Genomic DNA, 18,050 nt, shown 5'->3' on the forward strand with positions numbered 1-18,050 from the left:
GTTTGCTGAACTGCGAGGTAACCATAGGTTAAGATGTTTTCACCCTCATTTTATCAAATAGCCCCGGTGATCGCCCTTTGCGCCTCCCTGGCCGCCGTGCCCCTGATCGCCGTCAGCGGCCCCCGGCCCAACCTGCGGGAATTTTGGACCTTCCTGGCCGCCGGGGTTAAATTCGCCATGGTCTTTTCCCTGGCCGGCTGGGTCCTGGCCGGCAATGTGGTGGAGGTGGAACTGATCCGGGTGCTGCCCGAGCTTTCCATCGCTCTGCGGGTGGACAGCTTCGGCATGGTGTTTGCCCTGGTTTCCTCCTTTCTCTGGATCGTCGCCGCCACCTACACCATCGGCTATATGCGGGGGCTCAACGAGCACGCCCAGACCCGCTTCATGGTCTGTTTCGCGCTGTCGCTCTGCGCCGCCATCGGCGTGGCCTTCTCCGCCAACCTTTTGACCATGTATCTCTTCTACGAGATGCTCTCCCTCTCTACCTATCCCCTGGTGGCCCATCATCAGGACCGCGAGGCCCTGGGCGGGGCCCGCAAGTATCTTGCCTTCCTGCTGGGCGGCTCGGTGGGCCTGGTGCTGCCGGCTTTGATTGTCATCTTTGCCCTTGCCGGCACCCTGGAGTTCGCCACCGGCATCAACAGCGGTATCATCCCCGGGGCCACTCCGGACGTCCTGGTGGTGATTCTCTTTTTCGCCTGCCTTTTCGGCTTTGCCAAAAACGGCATTATGCCCATGCATGCCTGGCTGCCCGGCGCCATGGTGGCACCCACCCCGGTTTCCGCCCTGCTGCATGCGGTGGCGGTGGTCAAGGTCGGGGTTTTCTGCACCACCCGAGTGATGCTCTACGTCTTCGGCATCGATCTGATGGACGAGTTGAACCTGGGAATCGTCACCGCCTATATCGTCTCCTTTACCATTGTCACCGCCTCCATCATCGCCCTGACCAAAGACAACCTCAAGGCCCGGCTGGCCTACTCCACGGTGAGCCAGCTTTCCTATATCGTGCTGGGGGTGGCGCTGCTGGCCCCGACGGCGGTGGAGGGCGGCCTGATTCATATCGTCAACCACGCCTTTGCCAAGATCACCCTCTTTTTCTGCGCCGGGGCCATCTACGTGGCCACCCATAAGAAAAATATTTCCGAACTGGGGGGCCTGGGCCGGGTGATGCCCTTTACCTTCGGGGCCTTCGCCCTGGCTTCGCTTTCCATGATCGGCGCCCCGCCGGTGGGCGGCTTCATCAGCAAGTGGTACCTGCTGGTGGGGGCTCTCGATGCCGGACAGATCGCGATTATCGTGGTGCTGCTGGCCTCCACCATGCTCAACGTGGCCTACTTCGCACCGGTGGTTTATCACGCCTTTTTCGGCAAGCCCCCGGCCGGTGAAGTATTGCCGACGGGGATCAGGGAAGCGCCGCTGATCATGGTGGCGCCGATTCTGCTGGCCGCTGCCATTTCGTTGTTTATAGGGATTTATCCTGATCTCATGATGCAGTTTGTGAAAATGGTGACCCCATGATGCTGGTGCGAATGATCGATTATTTGCGGGACCGGCCTCTGCTGGTGCGCCGCTGCTGTTACCTGGTGGTGGCCCTGGTGCTGCTCTGGGACGCCCTGCTGCTGGACAAGAGTTACGCCCATATCGCCCTGGAGCACTTGCCCGGCTTCTGGTCGCTGTTTGGTCTGATCGGCTGCGTGCTGCTGATTGCGGTGGCCAAAGGGCTGGGGGCGTTGGGGCTGCTGACCCGTGAAGATTACTACGACCGTTAAAGCGTTTTTAGCAAACTTGAAACGTTAAGGAGTCCGAGGTGACGGAATTTTGGTTTCATCCAGCGCTGGTGCTGATTATCGGGGCACTGGTCTTGCCTTTGGTAAAGGGGGTGGCGCGCAAGCCCTTTTTGCTGCTGGTGCCGGTTCTTGCCTTTGCCGCCGTGCTGCAGATGGAGCAGGGAGTTTACGGGGTCTTCCCGTTTCTCAACTGGGAATTGACCTTCGGCCGGGTGGACAGCTTGAGCCTGGTCTTTGCCTATATCATGACCCTGATGTGCATCATCGGCACCCTTTACGGTCTGCATGTCGACAACGATTATGAGCATATCTCGGCCTGGTTCTACGTGGCCGGTTCCCTGGGGGTGATTTTTGCCGGTGACCTGCTGGTGCTTTTTCTCTTCTGGGAGGTCATGGCCTTTTCTTCCACCTTCCTGGTCTGGTTCCGGGGCACCCCCGGCGCCCTGGCCGCCGGTTACCGCTACCTGCTGGTCCACACCGCCGGCGGTCTGGCCCTGCTGGCCGGGATTGTGCTCCACTACCAGGCCACCGGCGATTTAAGCTTCACTCAGTTTGATGTCACCAACCCCACCTTGCCGGTCTGGCTGATCATGATCGGGGTGATCCTCAACGCCGCCGTGCCGCCGCTGCACGCCTGGTTGCCCGACGCCTACAGCCGGGCCACGGTGAGCGGGGCGGTGTTTATGTGCGCCTTTACCACCAAGACCGCGGTTTACGCCCTCTGCCGTGGTTTTGCCGGGATGGAGATCCTGATTGTGCTGGGGGTGATCATGACCCTTTACGGGGTCATCTACGCCCTGCTCAGCAATGATGTGCGCCGGCTGCTCTCTTACCATATCATCAGCCAGGTGGGCTTCATGGTGGCCGGAGTGGGGGTCGGCACGGCTTTGGCGATCAACGGCGCCATCGCCCATGCCTTTGCCCATATCCTGTATAAGGCCCTGCTCTTCATGGGGGTCGGCTCCGTCCTCTACATGACCGGTAAGAGCAAGGCCAGCGAGCTGGGCGGGCTGTACAAGAAGATGCCCATGGCCCTGTTTTTTACGGTGATCGGCGGGCTGTCGATTTCCGGCTTCCCGCTGCTCAGCGGTTTTGTCAGCAAGAGCATGGTGGTGGCCGGCTCTTTCGACGCCTCCCATTACTGGGCGGCTTACCTGATGCTGCTGGCCTCGGTGGGCACCTTCCTCTCGGTGGGGATCAAGATCCCCTATGTGGTCTGGTTTGGCGAGAACAAGTGTTCCCGGGAAACCTGGGACAAGGCCGCCGACCCGCCTCTGCACATGCAGCTGGCCATGGGGATTGCCGCCTTTCTCTGCCTCTATATCGGGGTCTACACCCCTTATCTCTACAACATGCTCCCCAATGAGGCGCCGTTTAACCCCTACACCGCCTATCACCTGGCGGAGGTGATCCAGATTCTGCTCTTCACCGCGGTGGGTTTTTACCTCTTTGTTAAAATAATGGCGCCCAAGCCCAAGCTCAGCCTGGATATGGACTGGTTTTACCGGATGGGCGGTCGGCTGCTGCTGCTGGCCATGCAGAAAGGGATGACCAGGGTCAATGACTGGGGCCAGTCCTTCCTGGGCGAAGAGGTGCCCCGCCGGCTTAACCGCTTTTTCATCGACGGCCCGGCCCGCCTTTGCCTGCTGGTGGTCAAGCCGCTGTGGCAAATGACCGGAGCCAAAATCGAAGGCCCCGACGGCGCTGAGCAACGCTTTCTGGAAACCTTCAGCCGTTCCCTGTTCACCATTGGTTCCACCGCCATTTTCACCGTGGCCATGCTGATGGTGCTGCTGTTTTTCGTGACCTGAAGGTAATCGTTCAGCAGCACCGCATCTTCGGGCGATCAACCCGGCTTACGTACAGGGTGTACGCTGCGCCTGGCTGCTTGCCCGAACCTGCGGCACTGCTGAACGATTACCCTGTTCCCTTCTGGTCGCTCACATGCAGACTTGTGCCCATTTCCCGGGGCGGGTATTTTCTCCTCCATGAATCGACGTCAATTTGTCAAACTGGGCCTGGGCGCGGCCCTGGCCGGCGGGCTGGGCGGCGCTTTGACCGCTTGCGGCCGGCGCGGCGGCGATGGTCGGCCGCGGTTACGGTTGGGCTATCTGCCCATTACCGATCATCTGCTGCTGTTGGCCCACGACTATTACGATTTCCAGCAGGTTGAACTCGTCCCGGTCAAGTTTTCCTCCTGGCCGGAAGCGGCCGAGGCCTTGCGGGCCGGGGCCGTGGACGCCGCTTTTCTGCTAACCCCGCTGGGCCTGGCCCTGCGCCACCAGCGAACCCCGGTGCAGGCGGTGTTGCTGGGCCACCGTAACGGCAGCGTGCTGACCCTGGCGGCCCGGGATGATATTGACTCCCCGGCCGGGCTGGTCGGCAAACGGATCGCCATTCCCAGCCGTTTCTCCAGCCATTACCTGCTGCTGCGCCGGCTACTCGATGACGCCGGCCTGCCCCCCGAAGCGGTGGAATATATCGACATGGCCCCGCCGGAGATGGTCCAGTCCCTGGCCGCCGGCCGCCTGGACGGCTTCATCGTGGCCGAACCTTTCGGGGCCCAGGCCGAGATGCAGGGGGTGGGGCGGGTTTTCACCCTCTCCAAGGATATCTGGCCCGGTCATATCTGCTGCGTACTCAATCTGCGGGAACCCTTCCTCCAAAAAAATCCGGAGGCGGCGCAGGAGTTGGTGGCTGGGCTGATCGCCACCGGCCGGGCCATCGAGCAGGATCGTCTTCGGGCCGCCCGCCAATCGGTGGCCTACCTGGGGCAGGCCCCTGAGGTGATCGAGTTTGTCTTGACCAGGCCGCCGGATCGGGTAACTTATCATGATCTTTTGCCGCAAAGGGCCGATTTCGCCGCCACCCAGGAACAGATGGCTCGGGTCGGCCAGCGGGAAGCGGCCGCGGTCAACCTGGACAATTACCTGGAGCCGGCCCTGGCGGCTGCCGCAGCCGGGATTTAAGAATAACTTTTGCCGGCTAATCTCTATACGATTTTCGAAGACAGATGCTCATGTTTGACTTACGCAGTGAATTTCCCGCATGATGTCGGTTTCTCCTCATTCCCGCCGGCCTGATTTGGCCGGTGAACGCTTTTGGTCGCCGCTGTTGGCGGTGCTGGTTTTCTTGCTGCTCTGGGAAGTGGCGGCCCGCCTTTACGCCAACCCTTACCTGTTGCCCGGACCCTGGCAGGTGGGGCTGGGACTGGTGGAGGTTTGGCGCAGCGGCAAGCTTTTCGAGCATATCGCCGTCAGCCTCTACCGCTTCGGGGCCGCCTACCTGTTGGCGGTGGTACTGGCCGTGCCGCTGGGGTTGGTGCTGGGCTGGTTTACCCGCCTGCACCGGGCGCTCGACCCCCTGATCCAATTGCTGCGGCCGATCTCCCCGGTGGCCTGGTTCCCGTTGGCCGTACTATGGTTTAAAATCGGCGATTTGCCGGCCATTTTCATCATCTTTATTGCCAGTTTTTTCCCCATTCTGCTCTCCACCATCGCGGCGGTGCGCAACGTGGAGTCCACTTACCTGAAAGTGGCGCTCAACTTCGGCTCCAGTAAGTGGAGCCTGCTGCACAAGGTGGTGATTCCCGCCGCCTTCCCCTATATCATGGTGGGGCTGCATATCGCCCTGGGGGTGGGCTGGATTCACTTGGTGGCCGGAGAGATGTTGGGGGCCCAGTCGGGCCTGGGCTATTTTATCCTTGATGCCCGCAATTTCCTGCGCACCGATCTGGTGATCGTCGGCATGCTGCTGGTGGGCGCCCTGGGGTTGCTGCTGGATCGCTTGATGGCCGCAGCGGAGAAGAAAGTACGCCGCCGTTGGGGGATCGTTTCATGAAGATTGTCGCCCGGGGTGTGGGAAAGCATTTTCATGATAAGCGGGGGCAGGATCTGCCGGTGCTGCAGGGGCTTGACCTGACGGTGGGCGGTGGTGAGCTGCTTTGCCTGCTGGGGCCCAACGGTTGCGGCAAGACCACCTTTCTGAACCTGCTGGCCGGTTTTGAGCCGCCCGATGAGGGTGAGATCGCCATCGACGGCCGCCTGGTAACCGGCCCCAGCCCAGAGTACGTGATGATCATGCAGAGCTACGATCTCTTCCCCTGGCGGACGGTGCTGGGTAATGTCGAATACGGGTTGGAGGTCCGGGGCTGGAAACGGGAGAAGCGTCAGCAGAAGGCCCGCGAACTGATTGCCCTGGTCGGGCTCAGTGGCTGCGAAGAGCAGCACCCCCGCGAGCTTTCCGGCGGCATGCGCCAGCGGGTGGCCATTGCCCGGGCCCTGGCGGTGGAGCCCCAGGTACTCTTCATGGATGAACCTTTCGGCGCCCTGGACGCGCTGACCCGTAGCCGGATGCAGCAAGAGCTGCTCAAACTCTGGCGTCGCCGGGGCATGACCATTGTCTTTGTTACCCACGACATCCAGGAGGCGATCACCCTGGCCGACCGGGTAGCGGTGCTCCCCTCCGCCCCCGGTCCCTTCCGGGCCGTCATCCAGGTTGAGCTGCCCCGCCCCCGCCATCCCCGTGATCCCGCCGCCCTGCCGCTGCGCGACCGCCTGGAGCAACTCCTGCAACCGACGTAAGCGATCACCGGGCACCGTATCTTGCGGCGATCAACCCGGCTTACCTACCTAGGTACGCTTCGCCGTCTCGCCTGCGGTGCCCGATGATCGCTTATCAAGTATCAAGCCTGGAGATCAGTTACCAGCCGAAGCTTGATGTGCCGGACGACACACTAAGAGTATCGCGGAGTTAACAGCTAAAAATCGTAACGGAAACCCACGGTGAGCACATTGTCGGGGTCAATGGCATCGCCATTGCCGTACTCGATGAATACCCGCATCGGGCGGCTGAATTTGTAGTTGGCGCCCAGGGCGAAGTAGCTGTCTTCATTCCAGTCGCGCCCGGCGGTGGCGTACAGATCGCCTTGGCCGTAGTTGTAGATGCCGCCAATGGCGTAATGGTAGTCATCGTCGCCGGCGTCTTTCAGGTGTTCAACCATCAGCCGCAAGCTAAGATCTTTCATAACCTGGTAGGAGGCGGAGGCGCCGATCAGGGTTTCTGTGAAGGCGGCGGCTGCATCTTCGTTGCTAAACAAGCTTCCCAGGCCCAAGGTTAAGTCGCCGATATGGTAAGTACCGGCCAGTTGGAAAACCAGCTCTTCATCGCCGGAAACGCTCTCGCTCTCTTCGTAATGGCGCACCTGGCCATGCAGTTGCAGGCCGCTGAAGACCGGGCTTGAGTAAGCTACCGAATTAGCGCGGGAAGCGGTGCCGCCCTGACCCATGGCAACAAAGCCCTCCTGCTCGTAAATATCGAACAGATGGGAAACCGACTGCAGGTAGATGGAGTCAAAGTTACCCACCATCAATTGGCCCAAAGCGCTGTGCTTGACGCCGACGTAGGTATTGCGCCGATCATTGAACACTTGGTCGCGCTCCCGCTGGCTGGCATCGTAACGGAACTCCGCTCGGGCAAAGACACTCAAGGAATCATCCACCTGGTGCGAGGCCCGCAGGCCGAGGCGGGAACCATCGCCGGCGATGCGACCGTCGCTGGTGTTTTCGTAAAAGAGATAGAGCCGGCTATACAGATCAATTTTGGTGCCATCCTGATCGTGAAGCGTCAACGCTTGCGCCGGGTTACTGGCAATGATTGCCATGGTCAATGCTGCTGCTGATACTAATGCCTTTTTCATCTTTCTCTCCTTGGTGTGTTTGATAAACAACGATATTACGATGGATTCGCACAGTAGCTCAGTTGCCAAAAGTAGTAATATGGCATGGCTAAGGTTAAAGTTGTTGTTAGTTAGAAGGCTGCCAAAAAGTTAGACGGGCCTGATAATAACAAAACAAAACTAAAGCACAAGCATTTTGTTTAGATAACCCTAAGAATTTATCGCAAAGCCTAACAACACCTGGCCCCTGGTCAGCTTAAGAAGGGCCAGTAAGGGGGAAGCAAACAATACTGATTAGAAGATGTTAATCGGGGTAGGGCAAGTGGTTGGCAAACGGATGGATGGACAGGCAGTGGGAAGAGTCGGGAAGAGGTGGTGAAAACAAAAGCGCCCCCAAACAGGCCGTTAAGAAACCGGCTGTTTGGGGGCGGCTTGCAGGCAGGGGAGTGCCGGTTATTTGCCCACCAGGCGGGTGAGGATCTCGTAGTTGCGGTTGACCATGGTTCGGGGTTCGCTGAGCAGGCCGGCCTGGATCATGGCGTTGTCGTAGATCTGTTCGGTGATCTGCCGGGCCAGTTCGGCGTCGCTTTGGCGCAGGCGGTTTAAGCCGCTGATCAGACCGTGGCCGGGGTTGATCTCCAGGTTCTTGCCGCCGAAATCGGGCAGCTGCTGGCCCGAGGCCCGCATCACCCGCTCCATGCTGCTGGTGAGAAAGCCGTCGGGGTTGACCACCATGGCCGGGCTGTCGGTGAGCCGCTTGGACGCCTTGACCTCCTTGACCTTTTCCCCCAGCACCTCCTTGATCCAGGCCGTCAGCTCTTTGGCCTCTTCCGGGGGCAGGGTTTCCTTGGCTGCCTGGGCTGCGTCTTGCCGCTCCGCTTCTTGCTCATGGCCCAGCTCGCCCAGGTCCAGGTCATCGCGATCGGCGGAAACCAGCTTATGTTCCTCGAACTCGCCGATGTGGTTGAGGGCGAAATCATCCATCGGGTCCAGGGTGTAAAGTACTTCCAGGTCTCGGCTTTTGAAGGCCTCCAGGTAAGGGCCGGTTTCCACCGCCTCACGGCTGGGGCCGCTGATATAATAAATATCCTTCTGGGCCTCGGCCATGCGGCCGACATATTCCGCCAGCGAGGTCAACTTGCCCGGCTCGGTCTTCGAGGACTCAAAGCGCAGCAGGCCGGCCAGCTCCTTACGGTAATTGAAATCGGAGATTGCACCCTCTTTCAGGAACATGCCAAAGGAGTGCCAGAACTTTTCGTAGGTTTCCGGCTCGTTTTTGGCCAGCTCGGCCAGATATTTCAGCAGCCGTTTGCTGATCACCCGGTTAATCTTGGCCACTAAAGCGCTGTCCTGCAGGGCCTGGCGGGAGATATTCAGCGGCAGATCCTCGCTGTCGATCACCCCTTTAACAAAACGCAGCCACTCGGGCAGGATGTTCTTGCTGTGCTGCTCGATCAAGACCCGCTGGCAGTAGAGGTTGACCCCCGGCTCCAGGCGGCCGAAACCCAGGCGCTCGACGTTTTCCTTGGGAAAGAATAGCAGGGCCTTGACCGCCAGCGGCGCATCGGCGCTGAAGTGCAGCCGGGCCAGTGGTTCATCGAAGGCGTTGGCGATATACTTGTAAAATTCCTGGTACTCCTCTTCCTTGATCTCGCTTTTGTTGCGGGTCCAGATGGCCTGGACGGTGTTCACCGGCTCCTCGGCCACCTTGATGGGAAAGGGAACAAAGCTGGAATAACGGCGGATGATCTGCTTGATCCGCTCCTCGTCGGCAAACTCCTTGGCATCTTCTTTCAGGTGCAGAATGATCCGGGTGCCGCGCCGGATGCCGGGGCAGGGGCCGATGGTGTAGGTGCCGGTGCCGTCGGAAACCCATTCATGGCCGGCATCATCGGGCCGGAAACTGCGGGATTGGACCCGGACCTTGTCGGCCGCCATGAAGGCGGCGTAGAAGCCGACTCCGAATTGGCCGATGAGCTGGGTGTCTTGGCGCTGGTTTTCCGTCAGGTTGGCCAGAAAGGTGCGGGAGCCGGAGTGGGCGATGGTGCCCAGGTTGTGTTCCAGCTCGCCCCGGTCCATGCCGATGCCGGTGTCGGTGATGGTCAGGGTGTGCTTTTCCTGGTCCACCTTGATTTTGATCTCCAGCGGCAGGTGGTCGTCGAAGATCTCCTCGCCCTGGCTGGCCACCTTCTGGTGCCGGAATTTCTCCAGGGCGTCGGCGGCGTTGCTGATCAGTTCACGCAGAAAAATCTCTCGCTCGGTGTAGAGCGAGTGGATGACAATATCCAGCATCTTTTTGACTTCGGCCTGAAACTCGCGGGTTTCCTGGGTGGCGGTGTCGGTGCTCATCTTTTTACCTCTCTTTAACATCTCATTGTTATACAATACTCCTAGTGCCCGGCGGTGGCGCAGGCAGGATGATCGGGAAGTTAAGCTAAGCATCATCCTCCGGTTGTCAAGGTGTGGCCCAGGTCGGCCCGGCTCGGCGAAAAAGGTACAAAGAGGAAAAAATGAGCAAGAAAGTGGAGTTGGATCAGGAAGAGTGCATCGGTTGTGAAAGCTGTGTGGAGCTCTGCCCCGAGGTTTTCGGCTTTGCCCCGGAGGTCGGCAAGGCCTATGTTCTGGAAGGTGCCGACGGTGATTCCGCCTGCGTAGAGGAAGCCGCTACGGCTTGCCCGGTGGCCTGCATCAGTGTCGGCTAGAAGAATGGCGGCAGGGGGTGGCGGCGCCCGGAGCCGGTTTGGCCACGGGGGCTTGTTTTTTAAGCGGCTTGGCGATGAAGGCGCCGGTTTGGAGAAAGGCCGCGGCTAAAGTGGCCACCTCGCGGTTGAAGAGCATGGGCAGGTGGGCGGTATGCACGGTGAAGCGGGCGGCTGCGCCTTTAAGGAAGGTTTCCTCCAGGGCCACGGTGCCGTCGTGGGGCTTGGGCATGCCCGGGAAAAACAGGCCGATCCCCAAGCCATGGTCGCCGGCGATCACCCCCAGGGGGCGCTGGTGCTGCCAGCGCGGTACGGCGGTCAGCAGGAGGGGGGCGGAGGCGCCCAGCAGCATTTTACTTAAGGGGTGCCGGGCCAGGCGGCGGGCAATATGGCTGCCGGTAAAAGGGGTGCCCAAGGTCAGGACCCGCCCCGGGGCCGGCAGGCGGTGGCGGCAAAGGGTAAGTTCGATGATCCGGCCGCCCAGGCTGTGGCCCAGCAGGTGTATCACCGGGTGCCGAGGGGCCAGTTGGCCGACGAAATCCGCCAGGTTGTCGGCATTGTGCCCCGGGCTGTGGCGCAGAGAAGAGTAAGGGAAACGGTAGCAGACAAACCCGTCGGCCCGCAGCCGCCGGGCCAGCAAGCCCATCTCCAGGCCGGTCATCCAGATCCCGTGGACCAGAATCACGGCCGGTTGCCGGTCGTTGTCCGCAGCAAGGCGCATGGCGCTTTGTCCTCCCAGGAAAATGCACAAAAAAAGACGGCGGAGCCGCCTTTATCCAGCAGGCCGTTAGTAAACGGGCTGCAGAAGAAGGGGTTCCGCCGTCAGCAAAACATAACCGGCGGGGGAAATCAAGAGCGGGGACCGGCTCCCCGACCGCCGCGGCCGCCCATGCCGGTCGGTCCGCCGCAGGTGCCGAACCGGCCGGCGCGGGCAATCCCGGCCTCGCTGGCCTGGGCGCGCATCTGGTTGCGCAGGTCGAAGACCTCTTCGCTGAGGGCCTTGGCCCGGGCCTCGTCACCGGCGTTGATGGCGGCCTGTAACTGTGCCTGCTTGGTTTGGATTGTTCGGCGCAGTTCCCGGGTTGCTTCGTAAAAAGCCTCCCGGGCCTGCAGGGTTTCTTCGTCCAGGGCTACGCAGTTGGGGCCGTCGCAGTAGCCTGCCGCCATCCCGTAGCCGCCCGGACCGTAACCGGCGCCAGGACGGGCCTCGGCCAGCTGGTAACCGGTGAATCCCAGAGCCGCTACCATTGCCAGGGTCATAAGGGTCTTTTTCATGATCGTTCTCCTTTTGGGGTTTGGTTGGTAAGTTTTGATGACCTTTGCCCTGGGATTAATACAATAAGTGTGCCAAAAGAAGTTTTTCTTTTTATCCCCTTGTTGTTGCAGAGTTGTGCGCTGATAATAGTGCTCGGCCGGGTGCCGGCGGTCAGCCTGTTTTGGGCTTGATGGATAAATTTTACTCAACCATCGCCCGGCCGGTTGGGTACTTTTTAACCGGCCGGCTAAAACATCTCTTCCACGGCCCCCAGTGCCACCACTTCCTGGGTGTGCATCAGGCGGTCGATATCCAGCAGGATGGTCACGCCCTCCTTGAGCTTGGCCATGCCCAGGATCATGTGTTGATCCACGCCGGTGCCGAAAGAAGGGGCGTCTTCCACCTGGTTGTCCTTGACGTTGACCACTTCCGAAACCGAATCGACGATGATCCCGGTTAAGGTGGAGCCGCGCACCCCGGAGATTTCCACTATAATGATACAGGTGCGTTCGTTGTAGGCGGCCTCTTCCATGCCGAATTTCAACCTCAGATCCATCACCGGGATCACCCGGTCGCGCAGGTTGATAACGCCCTTGAAAAAAGAGGGCATGTGCGGCAGCTCATGGATATCCATCAGGCCGATGATCTCTTTGACATCCAGGATGCCGATGCCGTAACGTTCGCTGCCCAGGCTGAAGACCAGATACTTGCCTTCCCGGCTGCTAAGCTGCTGCTTTTCTTTGAACTCTTCCATCTTCAAAGCGCCGCTGCGCTGGCCGTTTTCCCCGCCGGCGGGGCGAGCTCCTCCCTGGCCGCAGGCCTTGGAGGCGAAGCGGGTCTCGATGAAGGCGTCAAGGTCGATGGTGCGGCCGATTTCCATTCTGTTGACCATATAATCCTGGATGGTCTCCAGGTCTTCCTTCACCGGGTAAAGGTCATGGTAGACAATGCCGGCGGGATCGGAGAGCACATTTTTCAGCAGGGCCGGCTCCAGCCCAATGCTTTTTTCCGGATCGAGGAAATCCACGGCGATTTGGGCTGAGCGGTCGATATCTTCCTTAATGGATTTGCCGGCCTTGACCACCAGGTCGGTGAATTCCTGGACCGCTTCCGGGTACTGGGCAATGATTTCATCGCGGAAGACCACCACGCAGCAGGGGTGGTGGTCCCAGATTTCGCTGGACAAAAATTGTTTCTCGGCAATGCCGGCGGCGATGGCCCGGCTGCCGATGGGCTCGGCCACCAGAAAACCGCTGGCTTCGGGGTTGTCTTTCAAAAACTGGGGCATGGCCACCGGTGGGGCCACGTCGAACAGCACATTCACCGCTTCCTTGCCGGCTACCCCGGGTTTCAGCCCCATCTGGGTGAAGTACATGTGGGCCAGCATGTTGTGAATGGACATCTTGTGGGGGATGTAAAAGGTTTTGTGCTTGAAAAACTGCTGGTAAGGCTTGATGTACTTGCCCTGGCGGTTGCGCACGCAGATGCTGCCGTTGCGGTGGGCAAAGAGCACCAGCTTCAGGGGCACGTCGTAGCTGAACAGGTCCATGGCCGCCGGTGCCAAAATAAAGGCGCCGTCCACCTCGAAACTTTCCAGGGCGCCCTGAACCGGATTCCAACTCCCCATACACTTGGTTTCCAGGGTAAAGTGGGCCGGCGTTTCCCGGCCGGTATCGATCCAGTGTTTGAGCACCCCCAGGGCCAGGTGATCGGTGATCTGGATATGGGCCATTTTCAGGTTGACCTTACCTTCGCTGGAGACCTTGGGGCCCTCATCCACCTTGGGCACCTCCTCCTGTTCCAGGCCGAAGGCCTTTTCCATGGCGCTTTTCAGTTCGGGGGGGGTAAAGGGTTTGGCCACTACCCCGCTGGCGCCGCCCTCCAGGGCTTTGGCTACGTATTCCTTGTCGCCGTGGCCGGTGGCCATAAGAAAGGGGATATCCTTAAGCTGTTCCTGGCTGCGCAGCCATTGCACCAGTTCCAGGCCGTCCATGTTGGGCATGGACCAGTCGCTGATAACCAGGCCGATATCCTGATCGGCTTGCAGCTTTTCCACCGCGTCCTGGCCGTCCACCGCTTCGACAATATTATTGAAGCCTACCTGGCCCAGGATTTTGGCCTCCATTTTACGCATGGTGCCGGCGTCTTCAACAAGCAGGATCTTGATGTTGGGGTCGATGGCCATGATTGCTCCTTTGGTCTGGCGGGTTGGTGGTTGTTGTCCGTCAGGTTCGGCGATGCCCGGTGCTTTTTGGCTCCGGGGGCGGTTCCCCCGGGCTGTTGGTGCAACATATAATAGGTTACTATAGACTAAGCCGCAGCGACCGGCAAGGGGTTGCAGCCATGGTTGCAGTGAGCGGATGACAACGAATTTCCTGGTGCATTGGCGGGCGCAGTCCTGCTATAGTGTTACGGTTTATAAACGATAAGGAGCCGGGAACCCTTTCCGGCGGCTTGCACCACAAACCTAGGAGGCCGGGTTATGCGTCGGGAAATGCCTCGCACCACCGTGCCGCAGGTTGCGGCCCGTATGCCGCGCTGGTTGATCCAGCCGGTACGGATCATTATTTTTACCGGTTTTCTGCTGGCCGCGCTTTTTATCTTCACCGCGCCTTCTCTTACCCTGATTCAGGTGCTGCTGATCACCGTGCAGGTGGTTTTTTCACTGGCTGTCCTGGCCGAATGCGGACGAAGCGCTGAACACTACCGGGTAGTGGATGAAGCCCAAGAGGCGGCCCGTAAACGCGAACAGGATGGCATGTTTTGACACTACCCCTTGCTCGTGTTAATCTGCCTCGCCGAAAGCGGCCACGGGGCACCGCCGAAAGCGGCGGTCGAGCCGTCTGGCGTACTGATGTATGCTTCGCCGTCTCGCTTGCCGCAACCTGCGGCACCCGGCTGCGCAACCTGAAACCCCAGCCAACGATGTAAAGAAGGAGAAACCATGAATACCAAGCGTTCACAGGAGCTTTTTGCCAAGGCCTGCCGGCACATTCCCGGCGGGGTCAACAGCCCGGTGCGGGCCTGTAAATCGGTGGGCTGCGACCCGGTTTTCATTGAACGGGCCGCCGGTTCCAAGGTTTATGATGCCGACGGCAACGAATATGTGGACTTTGTCTGCTCCTGGGGGCCGATGATTCTGGGGCATAACCACCCGGCGGTGGTGGCGGCCATCAGGGAAACCCTGGAGAGCGGCACCAGCTTTGGGGCGCCCACTTCCAAAGAAATTGAACTGGCCGAGCTGGTGACCTCGGCGCTGCCGGCGGTGGAAAAAGTGCGCTTTGTCAGCTCCGGCACCGAGGCCACCATGAGCGCCGTCCGCCTGGCCCGGGGGTTCACCGGGCGCAGCAAGGTGATCAAGTTCGACGGTTGCTACCATGGCCATGCCGACAGCTTTTTGATCAAGGCCGGCAGCGGCGTGGTTACCCTGGGGATTCCCGGCAGCCCCGGGGTGCCCGAGGATATTGTCAAAAACACCATCTCCATTCCCTACAATGATCCCGCCACCCTGGAAAAGACCCTGCGGGACGACAAGCTGGATATTGCCTGCGTGATCGTTGAGCCGGTGGCCGGCAATATGGGGGTGGTGGCGCCGGCCCCGGGTTTTTTGGCAACCCTGCGCCAACTGACCGCGGAGTTGGGGATTGTCCTGATCTTCGATGAGGTGATCACCGGCTTCCGGCTCTCGCTGGGCGGAGCCCAGGAGTATTATGGTGTTCAACCCGATCTGACCTGTCTGGGCAAGGTCATCGGCGGCGGGCTGCCGGTGGGGGCTTACGGGGGTAAAAAAGAGATCATGGATCACATCGCTCCCGACGGCCCGGTATATCAGGCCGGCACCCTTTCCGGCAATCCCCTGGCCATGGCTGCCGGCGCCGCCACCCTGCGGGAGCTGGCCCAGCCCGGTTTTTATGAGCAACTGGAAACCAAGGCCGCCGGGTTTGCCGGGGAACTGGCCGCCCTGGCGGACAAATATCTGCCGGGCCAGACCACGCTCAACCGGGTGGGCTCCATGATGACCACCTTTTTTACCCCCGGTCCGGTTACCGATCACGCCTCCGCCACCCGCTCCGACACCGACCGTTATGCCGCCCATTACCGCAACATGCGCAGTCAGGGCATCTGGCTGGCCCCGGCCCAATTTGAAGCGGCCTTCATTTCCGCGGCCCAAAGTGAGGCCGACCTGGCCCTGGCGCTGGAAAAAACCGAGTGGTCATTCAAGCAACTGGCCGCTGCCGACAAATAAGCAACCGTTCACCACGATCGGGGTGGCCTGGCTTAGTGGGCCGTAATCTCCCGCAGCGCCGCCGTTGTGGTTTTGCCGCCAGTCATGCGTACTCCTAGTGCGCATGACTGGCGGCTCGCTTTAAAATGGGGTGCAACTGTAACGATTAGCAAAAAAAGCCGTTGACTTTACCCGGCGGCCTTGATAGATACGAAACACTTTACGATTTTATGAGGGGCGATTCATTATCGCACCATGGTGGTCCGGGGGCGGGTTAACAGATGGCCGGCGAACGACAGGAAGTATGGAAGTTGCTGACCATTTTCGGGACCATCGGGATGACCATGGTCTTTTCGGTCTTCATCGGGTTGGGGATCGGTTATTTCCTCGATCACAAGGTTTTTGACGGGCGCACGGCCCCTTGGCTGACCCTGATTTTTCTCGGCTTCGGGATTGCTGCTGCCTTCAAAAACCTCTATGTTCTGAGCCAGAGAAAGGATTTATGACCACGGCAACACAGGCGGAACTGATGACGGGCGGAACAGAGGGGGCCGATATTCCCATTCGCAGGGTAGAGTTGATCAGCTACCTGGTGCTGCTGGCCATGGCCCTGATCGGCTGGCTGCTGCTTTCACCGTTGGCCGGTATTTCCGTACTGATCGGTGGCTTTGTGGTTATTTTAAGCTTTCAATGGTTGAAAAGGGATGCCGTCCGGCTCTCCCTTAATCCCACCAAACAGGCCAAGATTCGCTTTATGCTCAAATGTTTGGGGCGGCTTGTGGTGCTGGGCTTGCTCTTTTACTATCTGGTTCGCTATCAACAGCTTCATATCCCGGGCTTTCTGGTGGGTCTGGCCACGGTCCAGATCGGTATCGTGCTGGCCACCATCAGCAAGATGAAACGACTTTTGAAGGAGGCGTAGCAGGCAGCCATGGAACATCCAATTCTGTTTCTCAACCTGATTCTGGAAAATCTTCTGGGGCTGCCGGTGCCTCACGATATGCCTGAGCCCGGTAATTTCTGGGACATGACCCAGCTGCTGGCTCCCCATGTCACCTACACCCTGCTGGTAATGTTGTTTCTCATCATCCTGCCGCGCCTCACCATGGGCAGCAAGCTGGAGATTATCCCCGGCCATGGTCAGAACTTCTGGGAAGTGGTGGTGGGCGGCATCGAAGATTTCATGGCCGAACACATGGGTCGCGAAGGTGCTCGCATGATGTTCCCCATGCTGGCCACCTTCGGGCTGTTTATCCTGATCAGCAACCTCATCGGCCTGATCCCCGGCATGTTCTCGCCCACCGCCAATCTCAATATCACCCTGGCCATGACCCTGATTGTGTTCACCACCACCCATATCCTGGGGGTCAAGTACCATGGCGCGGCTTATGTCAAACACTTTTTCGGGCCCATGCCGGCGTTGATTCCTCTGATGCTGCCCATTGAGTTGATCAGCCACTTTGCCCGTATTCTTTCGCTGTCCATTCGTCTTTTCGGTAACATCATGGCCAAGGAAACCCTGCTGGCCATCCTCTTTATCCTGGCCGGCGCCTATTTTGCGCCGCTGCCCATCATGGTGCTGGGGGTGCTGGTTTCCTTTGTGCAGGCGGCGGTGTTTGTCCTGCTCAGCGTGCTGTACTTTGCCATGGCCATGGAAGAGGCTCATTAGTAAACGTCCAGCAGCACCGCATCTTGCGGCGATCGGCCCGGCTTGCGTACCTGGGGTACGCGGCGCCGGTCCGCTTGCCGCAACCTGCGGCACTGCTGAACGTTTACGGGGAATAATAAGGTTTGATGCGGGTTGCTATTTTGCATTGAAGAAGGCCAATCTTCACTACACAACACCATTTTAAGGAGGAAAAGGTATGAAAAAGTTCGCAGTAGCTGCACTTACGGGCCTGATGGTCCTGGGGATGGCCTCCGTGGCCATGGCTGCCGGCCATGAAGGCGGCGGTGTTAATCAAATGGCCATTGCGGTCGTCTGTGTAGCCGCCGCGCTGTCCGTTGGCCTGGCTGCCCTGGGCTGCGGTATCGGTATCGGTGTGGTCAGCGGCAATGCCTGTGCCGGGATTGCCCGTAACCCGGAAATCTCCGGTAAGATCACTGTAACCATGATTCTCGGTATCGCCTTTGCCGAGTCGCTGACCATCTTCGGTCTGGTTATCTCGCTGATTCTGCTGTACGCTCATCCCTACGGCGCCCTGCTGGGCATGTAATCGCCCGCTGAAAAGCCAGGGATGGCTTTTCAGCGGACTGGTAAGGATTAGTAGCGGTAAAAAGATCTGCCGTGACTTAAGGCGGCAAATCTGGATCAAAGCGGTAAGCTTCCTCCCTGGCGGGAGGAAGCTTACCGCTTTTTTTGTGGAAGCGCTGGCGCGGCAAGCGTGTTAATTTGCATTGGAATGAG

Annotated in this window: 18 protein-coding genes; 13 read left to right on the plus strand and 5 right to left on the minus strand. The window is 59.5% G+C overall.

The window, feature by feature from the left end:
• Positions 1 to 33: 33 nt before the first annotated feature.
• The 6 genes from DAAHT2_RS12790 to DAAHT2_RS12815 all read left to right on the plus strand — a co-directional run bounded on the left by DAAHT2_RS12790 (position 34) and on the right by DAAHT2_RS12815 (position 6,370).
• Entirely contained in the window at positions 34 to 1,518 is a 1,485-nt protein-coding gene (locus DAAHT2_RS12790; RefSeq protein ID WP_013164698.1) for a monovalent cation/H+ antiporter subunit D family protein, read from the plus strand.
• Positions 1,515 to 1,769: a hypothetical protein gene (locus tag DAAHT2_RS12795; RefSeq protein ID WP_013164699.1), complete on the plus strand. Its 255-nt coding sequence runs from the start codon at positions 1,515 to 1,517 to the stop codon at positions 1,767 to 1,769. Before DAAHT2_RS12790 ends, DAAHT2_RS12795 begins: the two co-directional genes overlap by 4 nt.
• Positions 1,770 to 1,807: 38 nt before the next feature.
• Positions 1,808 to 3,598 carry a Na(+)/H(+) antiporter subunit D gene (locus DAAHT2_RS12800; protein WP_013164700.1) on the plus strand — a complete coding sequence of 597 codons (1,791 nt, stop codon included), beginning with the start codon at positions 1,808 to 1,810 and terminating at the stop codon, positions 3,596 to 3,598.
• A gap of 177 nt (positions 3,599 to 3,775) precedes the next feature.
• Positions 3,776 to 4,756 carry an ABC transporter substrate-binding protein gene (locus DAAHT2_RS12805; RefSeq protein WP_013164701.1) on the plus strand — a complete coding sequence of 327 codons (981 nt, stop codon included), beginning with the start codon at positions 3,776 to 3,778 and terminating at the stop codon, positions 4,754 to 4,756.
• A gap of 79 nt (positions 4,757 to 4,835) precedes the next feature.
• Entirely contained in the window at positions 4,836 to 5,627 is a 792-nt protein-coding gene (locus DAAHT2_RS12810) for an ABC transporter permease (protein WP_013164702.1), read from the plus strand.
• Complete coding sequence (locus tag DAAHT2_RS12815) at positions 5,624 to 6,370, plus strand: ABC transporter ATP-binding protein (RefSeq protein ID WP_013164703.1); 747 nt, start codon at positions 5,624 to 5,626, stop codon at positions 6,368 to 6,370. The genes DAAHT2_RS12810 and DAAHT2_RS12815 overlap by 4 nt, the downstream gene beginning before the upstream one ends.
• A gap of 176 nt (positions 6,371 to 6,546) precedes the next feature.
• Here the strand turns inward: DAAHT2_RS12815 and DAAHT2_RS12820 are convergent, their stop codons facing one another.
• Positions 6,547 to 7,449: a porin gene (locus DAAHT2_RS12820; RefSeq protein ID WP_157861484.1), complete on the minus strand. Its 903-nt coding sequence runs from the start codon at positions 7,447 to 7,449 to the stop codon at positions 6,547 to 6,549.
• 468 nt (positions 7,450 to 7,917) lie between these two features.
• The gene (gene htpG, locus DAAHT2_RS12825; RefSeq protein ID WP_013164705.1) at positions 7,918 to 9,813 is read right to left on the minus strand and encodes a molecular chaperone HtpG; all 1,896 of its coding nucleotides are present in this window, start codon (positions 9,811 to 9,813) and stop codon (positions 7,918 to 7,920) included.
• A gap of 161 nt (positions 9,814 to 9,974) precedes the next feature.
• Here htpG and DAAHT2_RS12830 point away from each other — a divergent pair, with 161 nt between their 5' ends.
• Complete coding sequence (locus DAAHT2_RS12830) at positions 9,975 to 10,166, plus strand: ferredoxin (protein WP_013164706.1); 192 nt, start codon at positions 9,975 to 9,977, stop codon at positions 10,164 to 10,166.
• On the opposite strand, the gene DAAHT2_RS12835 is transcribed toward DAAHT2_RS12830, so the two are convergent.
• From DAAHT2_RS12835 to DAAHT2_RS12845, 3 genes are all read right to left on the minus strand, one after another.
• Entirely contained in the window at positions 10,153 to 10,884 is a 732-nt protein-coding gene (locus DAAHT2_RS12835) for an alpha/beta fold hydrolase (protein WP_013164707.1), read from the minus strand. The two genes, DAAHT2_RS12830 and DAAHT2_RS12835, sit on opposite strands and share 14 nt — an antisense overlap.
• 128 nt (positions 10,885 to 11,012) lie before the next feature.
• Positions 11,013 to 11,438, minus strand: coding sequence for a hypothetical protein (locus DAAHT2_RS12840; RefSeq protein ID WP_013164708.1), 426 nt, complete (start codon positions 11,436 to 11,438; stop codon positions 11,013 to 11,015).
• Between the two features lie 227 nt (positions 11,439 to 11,665).
• On the minus strand, positions 11,666 to 13,603 hold the full coding sequence (locus DAAHT2_RS12845) for a chemotaxis protein CheW (RefSeq protein ID WP_013164709.1): 1,938 nt from the start codon (positions 13,601 to 13,603) through the stop codon (positions 11,666 to 11,668).
• A gap of 297 nt (positions 13,604 to 13,900) precedes the next feature.
• Here DAAHT2_RS12845 and DAAHT2_RS12850 point away from each other — a divergent pair, with 297 nt between their 5' ends.
• From DAAHT2_RS12850 to atpE, 6 genes are all read left to right on the plus strand, one after another.
• Positions 13,901 to 14,185, plus strand: a complete 285-nt coding sequence (locus DAAHT2_RS12850) for a hypothetical protein (protein WP_013164710.1) — start codon at positions 13,901 to 13,903, stop codon at positions 14,183 to 14,185.
• Between the two features lie 177 nt (positions 14,186 to 14,362).
• A complete protein-coding gene (gene hemL / locus DAAHT2_RS12855; protein ID WP_013164711.1) occupies positions 14,363 to 15,664 on the plus strand; it encodes a glutamate-1-semialdehyde 2,1-aminomutase in 1,302 nt (433 codons plus the stop codon).
• Between the two features lie 260 nt (positions 15,665 to 15,924).
• A complete protein-coding gene (locus DAAHT2_RS12860; RefSeq protein WP_013164712.1) occupies positions 15,925 to 16,149 on the plus strand; it encodes an AtpZ/AtpI family protein in 225 nt (74 codons plus the stop codon).
• Positions 16,150 to 16,172: 23 nt separating this feature from the next.
• Positions 16,173 to 16,565 carry an ATP synthase subunit I gene (locus DAAHT2_RS12865; protein ID WP_218915020.1) on the plus strand — a complete coding sequence of 131 codons (393 nt, stop codon included), beginning with the start codon at positions 16,173 to 16,175 and terminating at the stop codon, positions 16,563 to 16,565.
• Positions 16,566 to 16,574: 9 nt separating this feature from the next.
• The gene (gene atpB / locus DAAHT2_RS12870; protein ID WP_013164714.1) at positions 16,575 to 17,312 is read left to right on the plus strand and encodes a F0F1 ATP synthase subunit A; all 738 of its coding nucleotides are present in this window, start codon (positions 16,575 to 16,577) and stop codon (positions 17,310 to 17,312) included.
• A gap of 196 nt (positions 17,313 to 17,508) precedes the next feature.
• Positions 17,509 to 17,859: an ATP synthase F0 subunit C gene (gene atpE / locus DAAHT2_RS12875; RefSeq protein ID WP_013164715.1), complete on the plus strand. Its 351-nt coding sequence runs from the start codon at positions 17,509 to 17,511 to the stop codon at positions 17,857 to 17,859.
• Positions 17,860 to 18,050 lie beyond the last annotated feature (191 nt).

It is taken from the genome of Desulfurivibrio alkaliphilus AHT 2, from assembly GCF_000092205.1.
GTDB classification, from domain to species: domain Bacteria; phylum Desulfobacterota; class Desulfobulbia; order Desulfobulbales; family Desulfurivibrionaceae; genus Desulfurivibrio; species Desulfurivibrio alkaliphilus.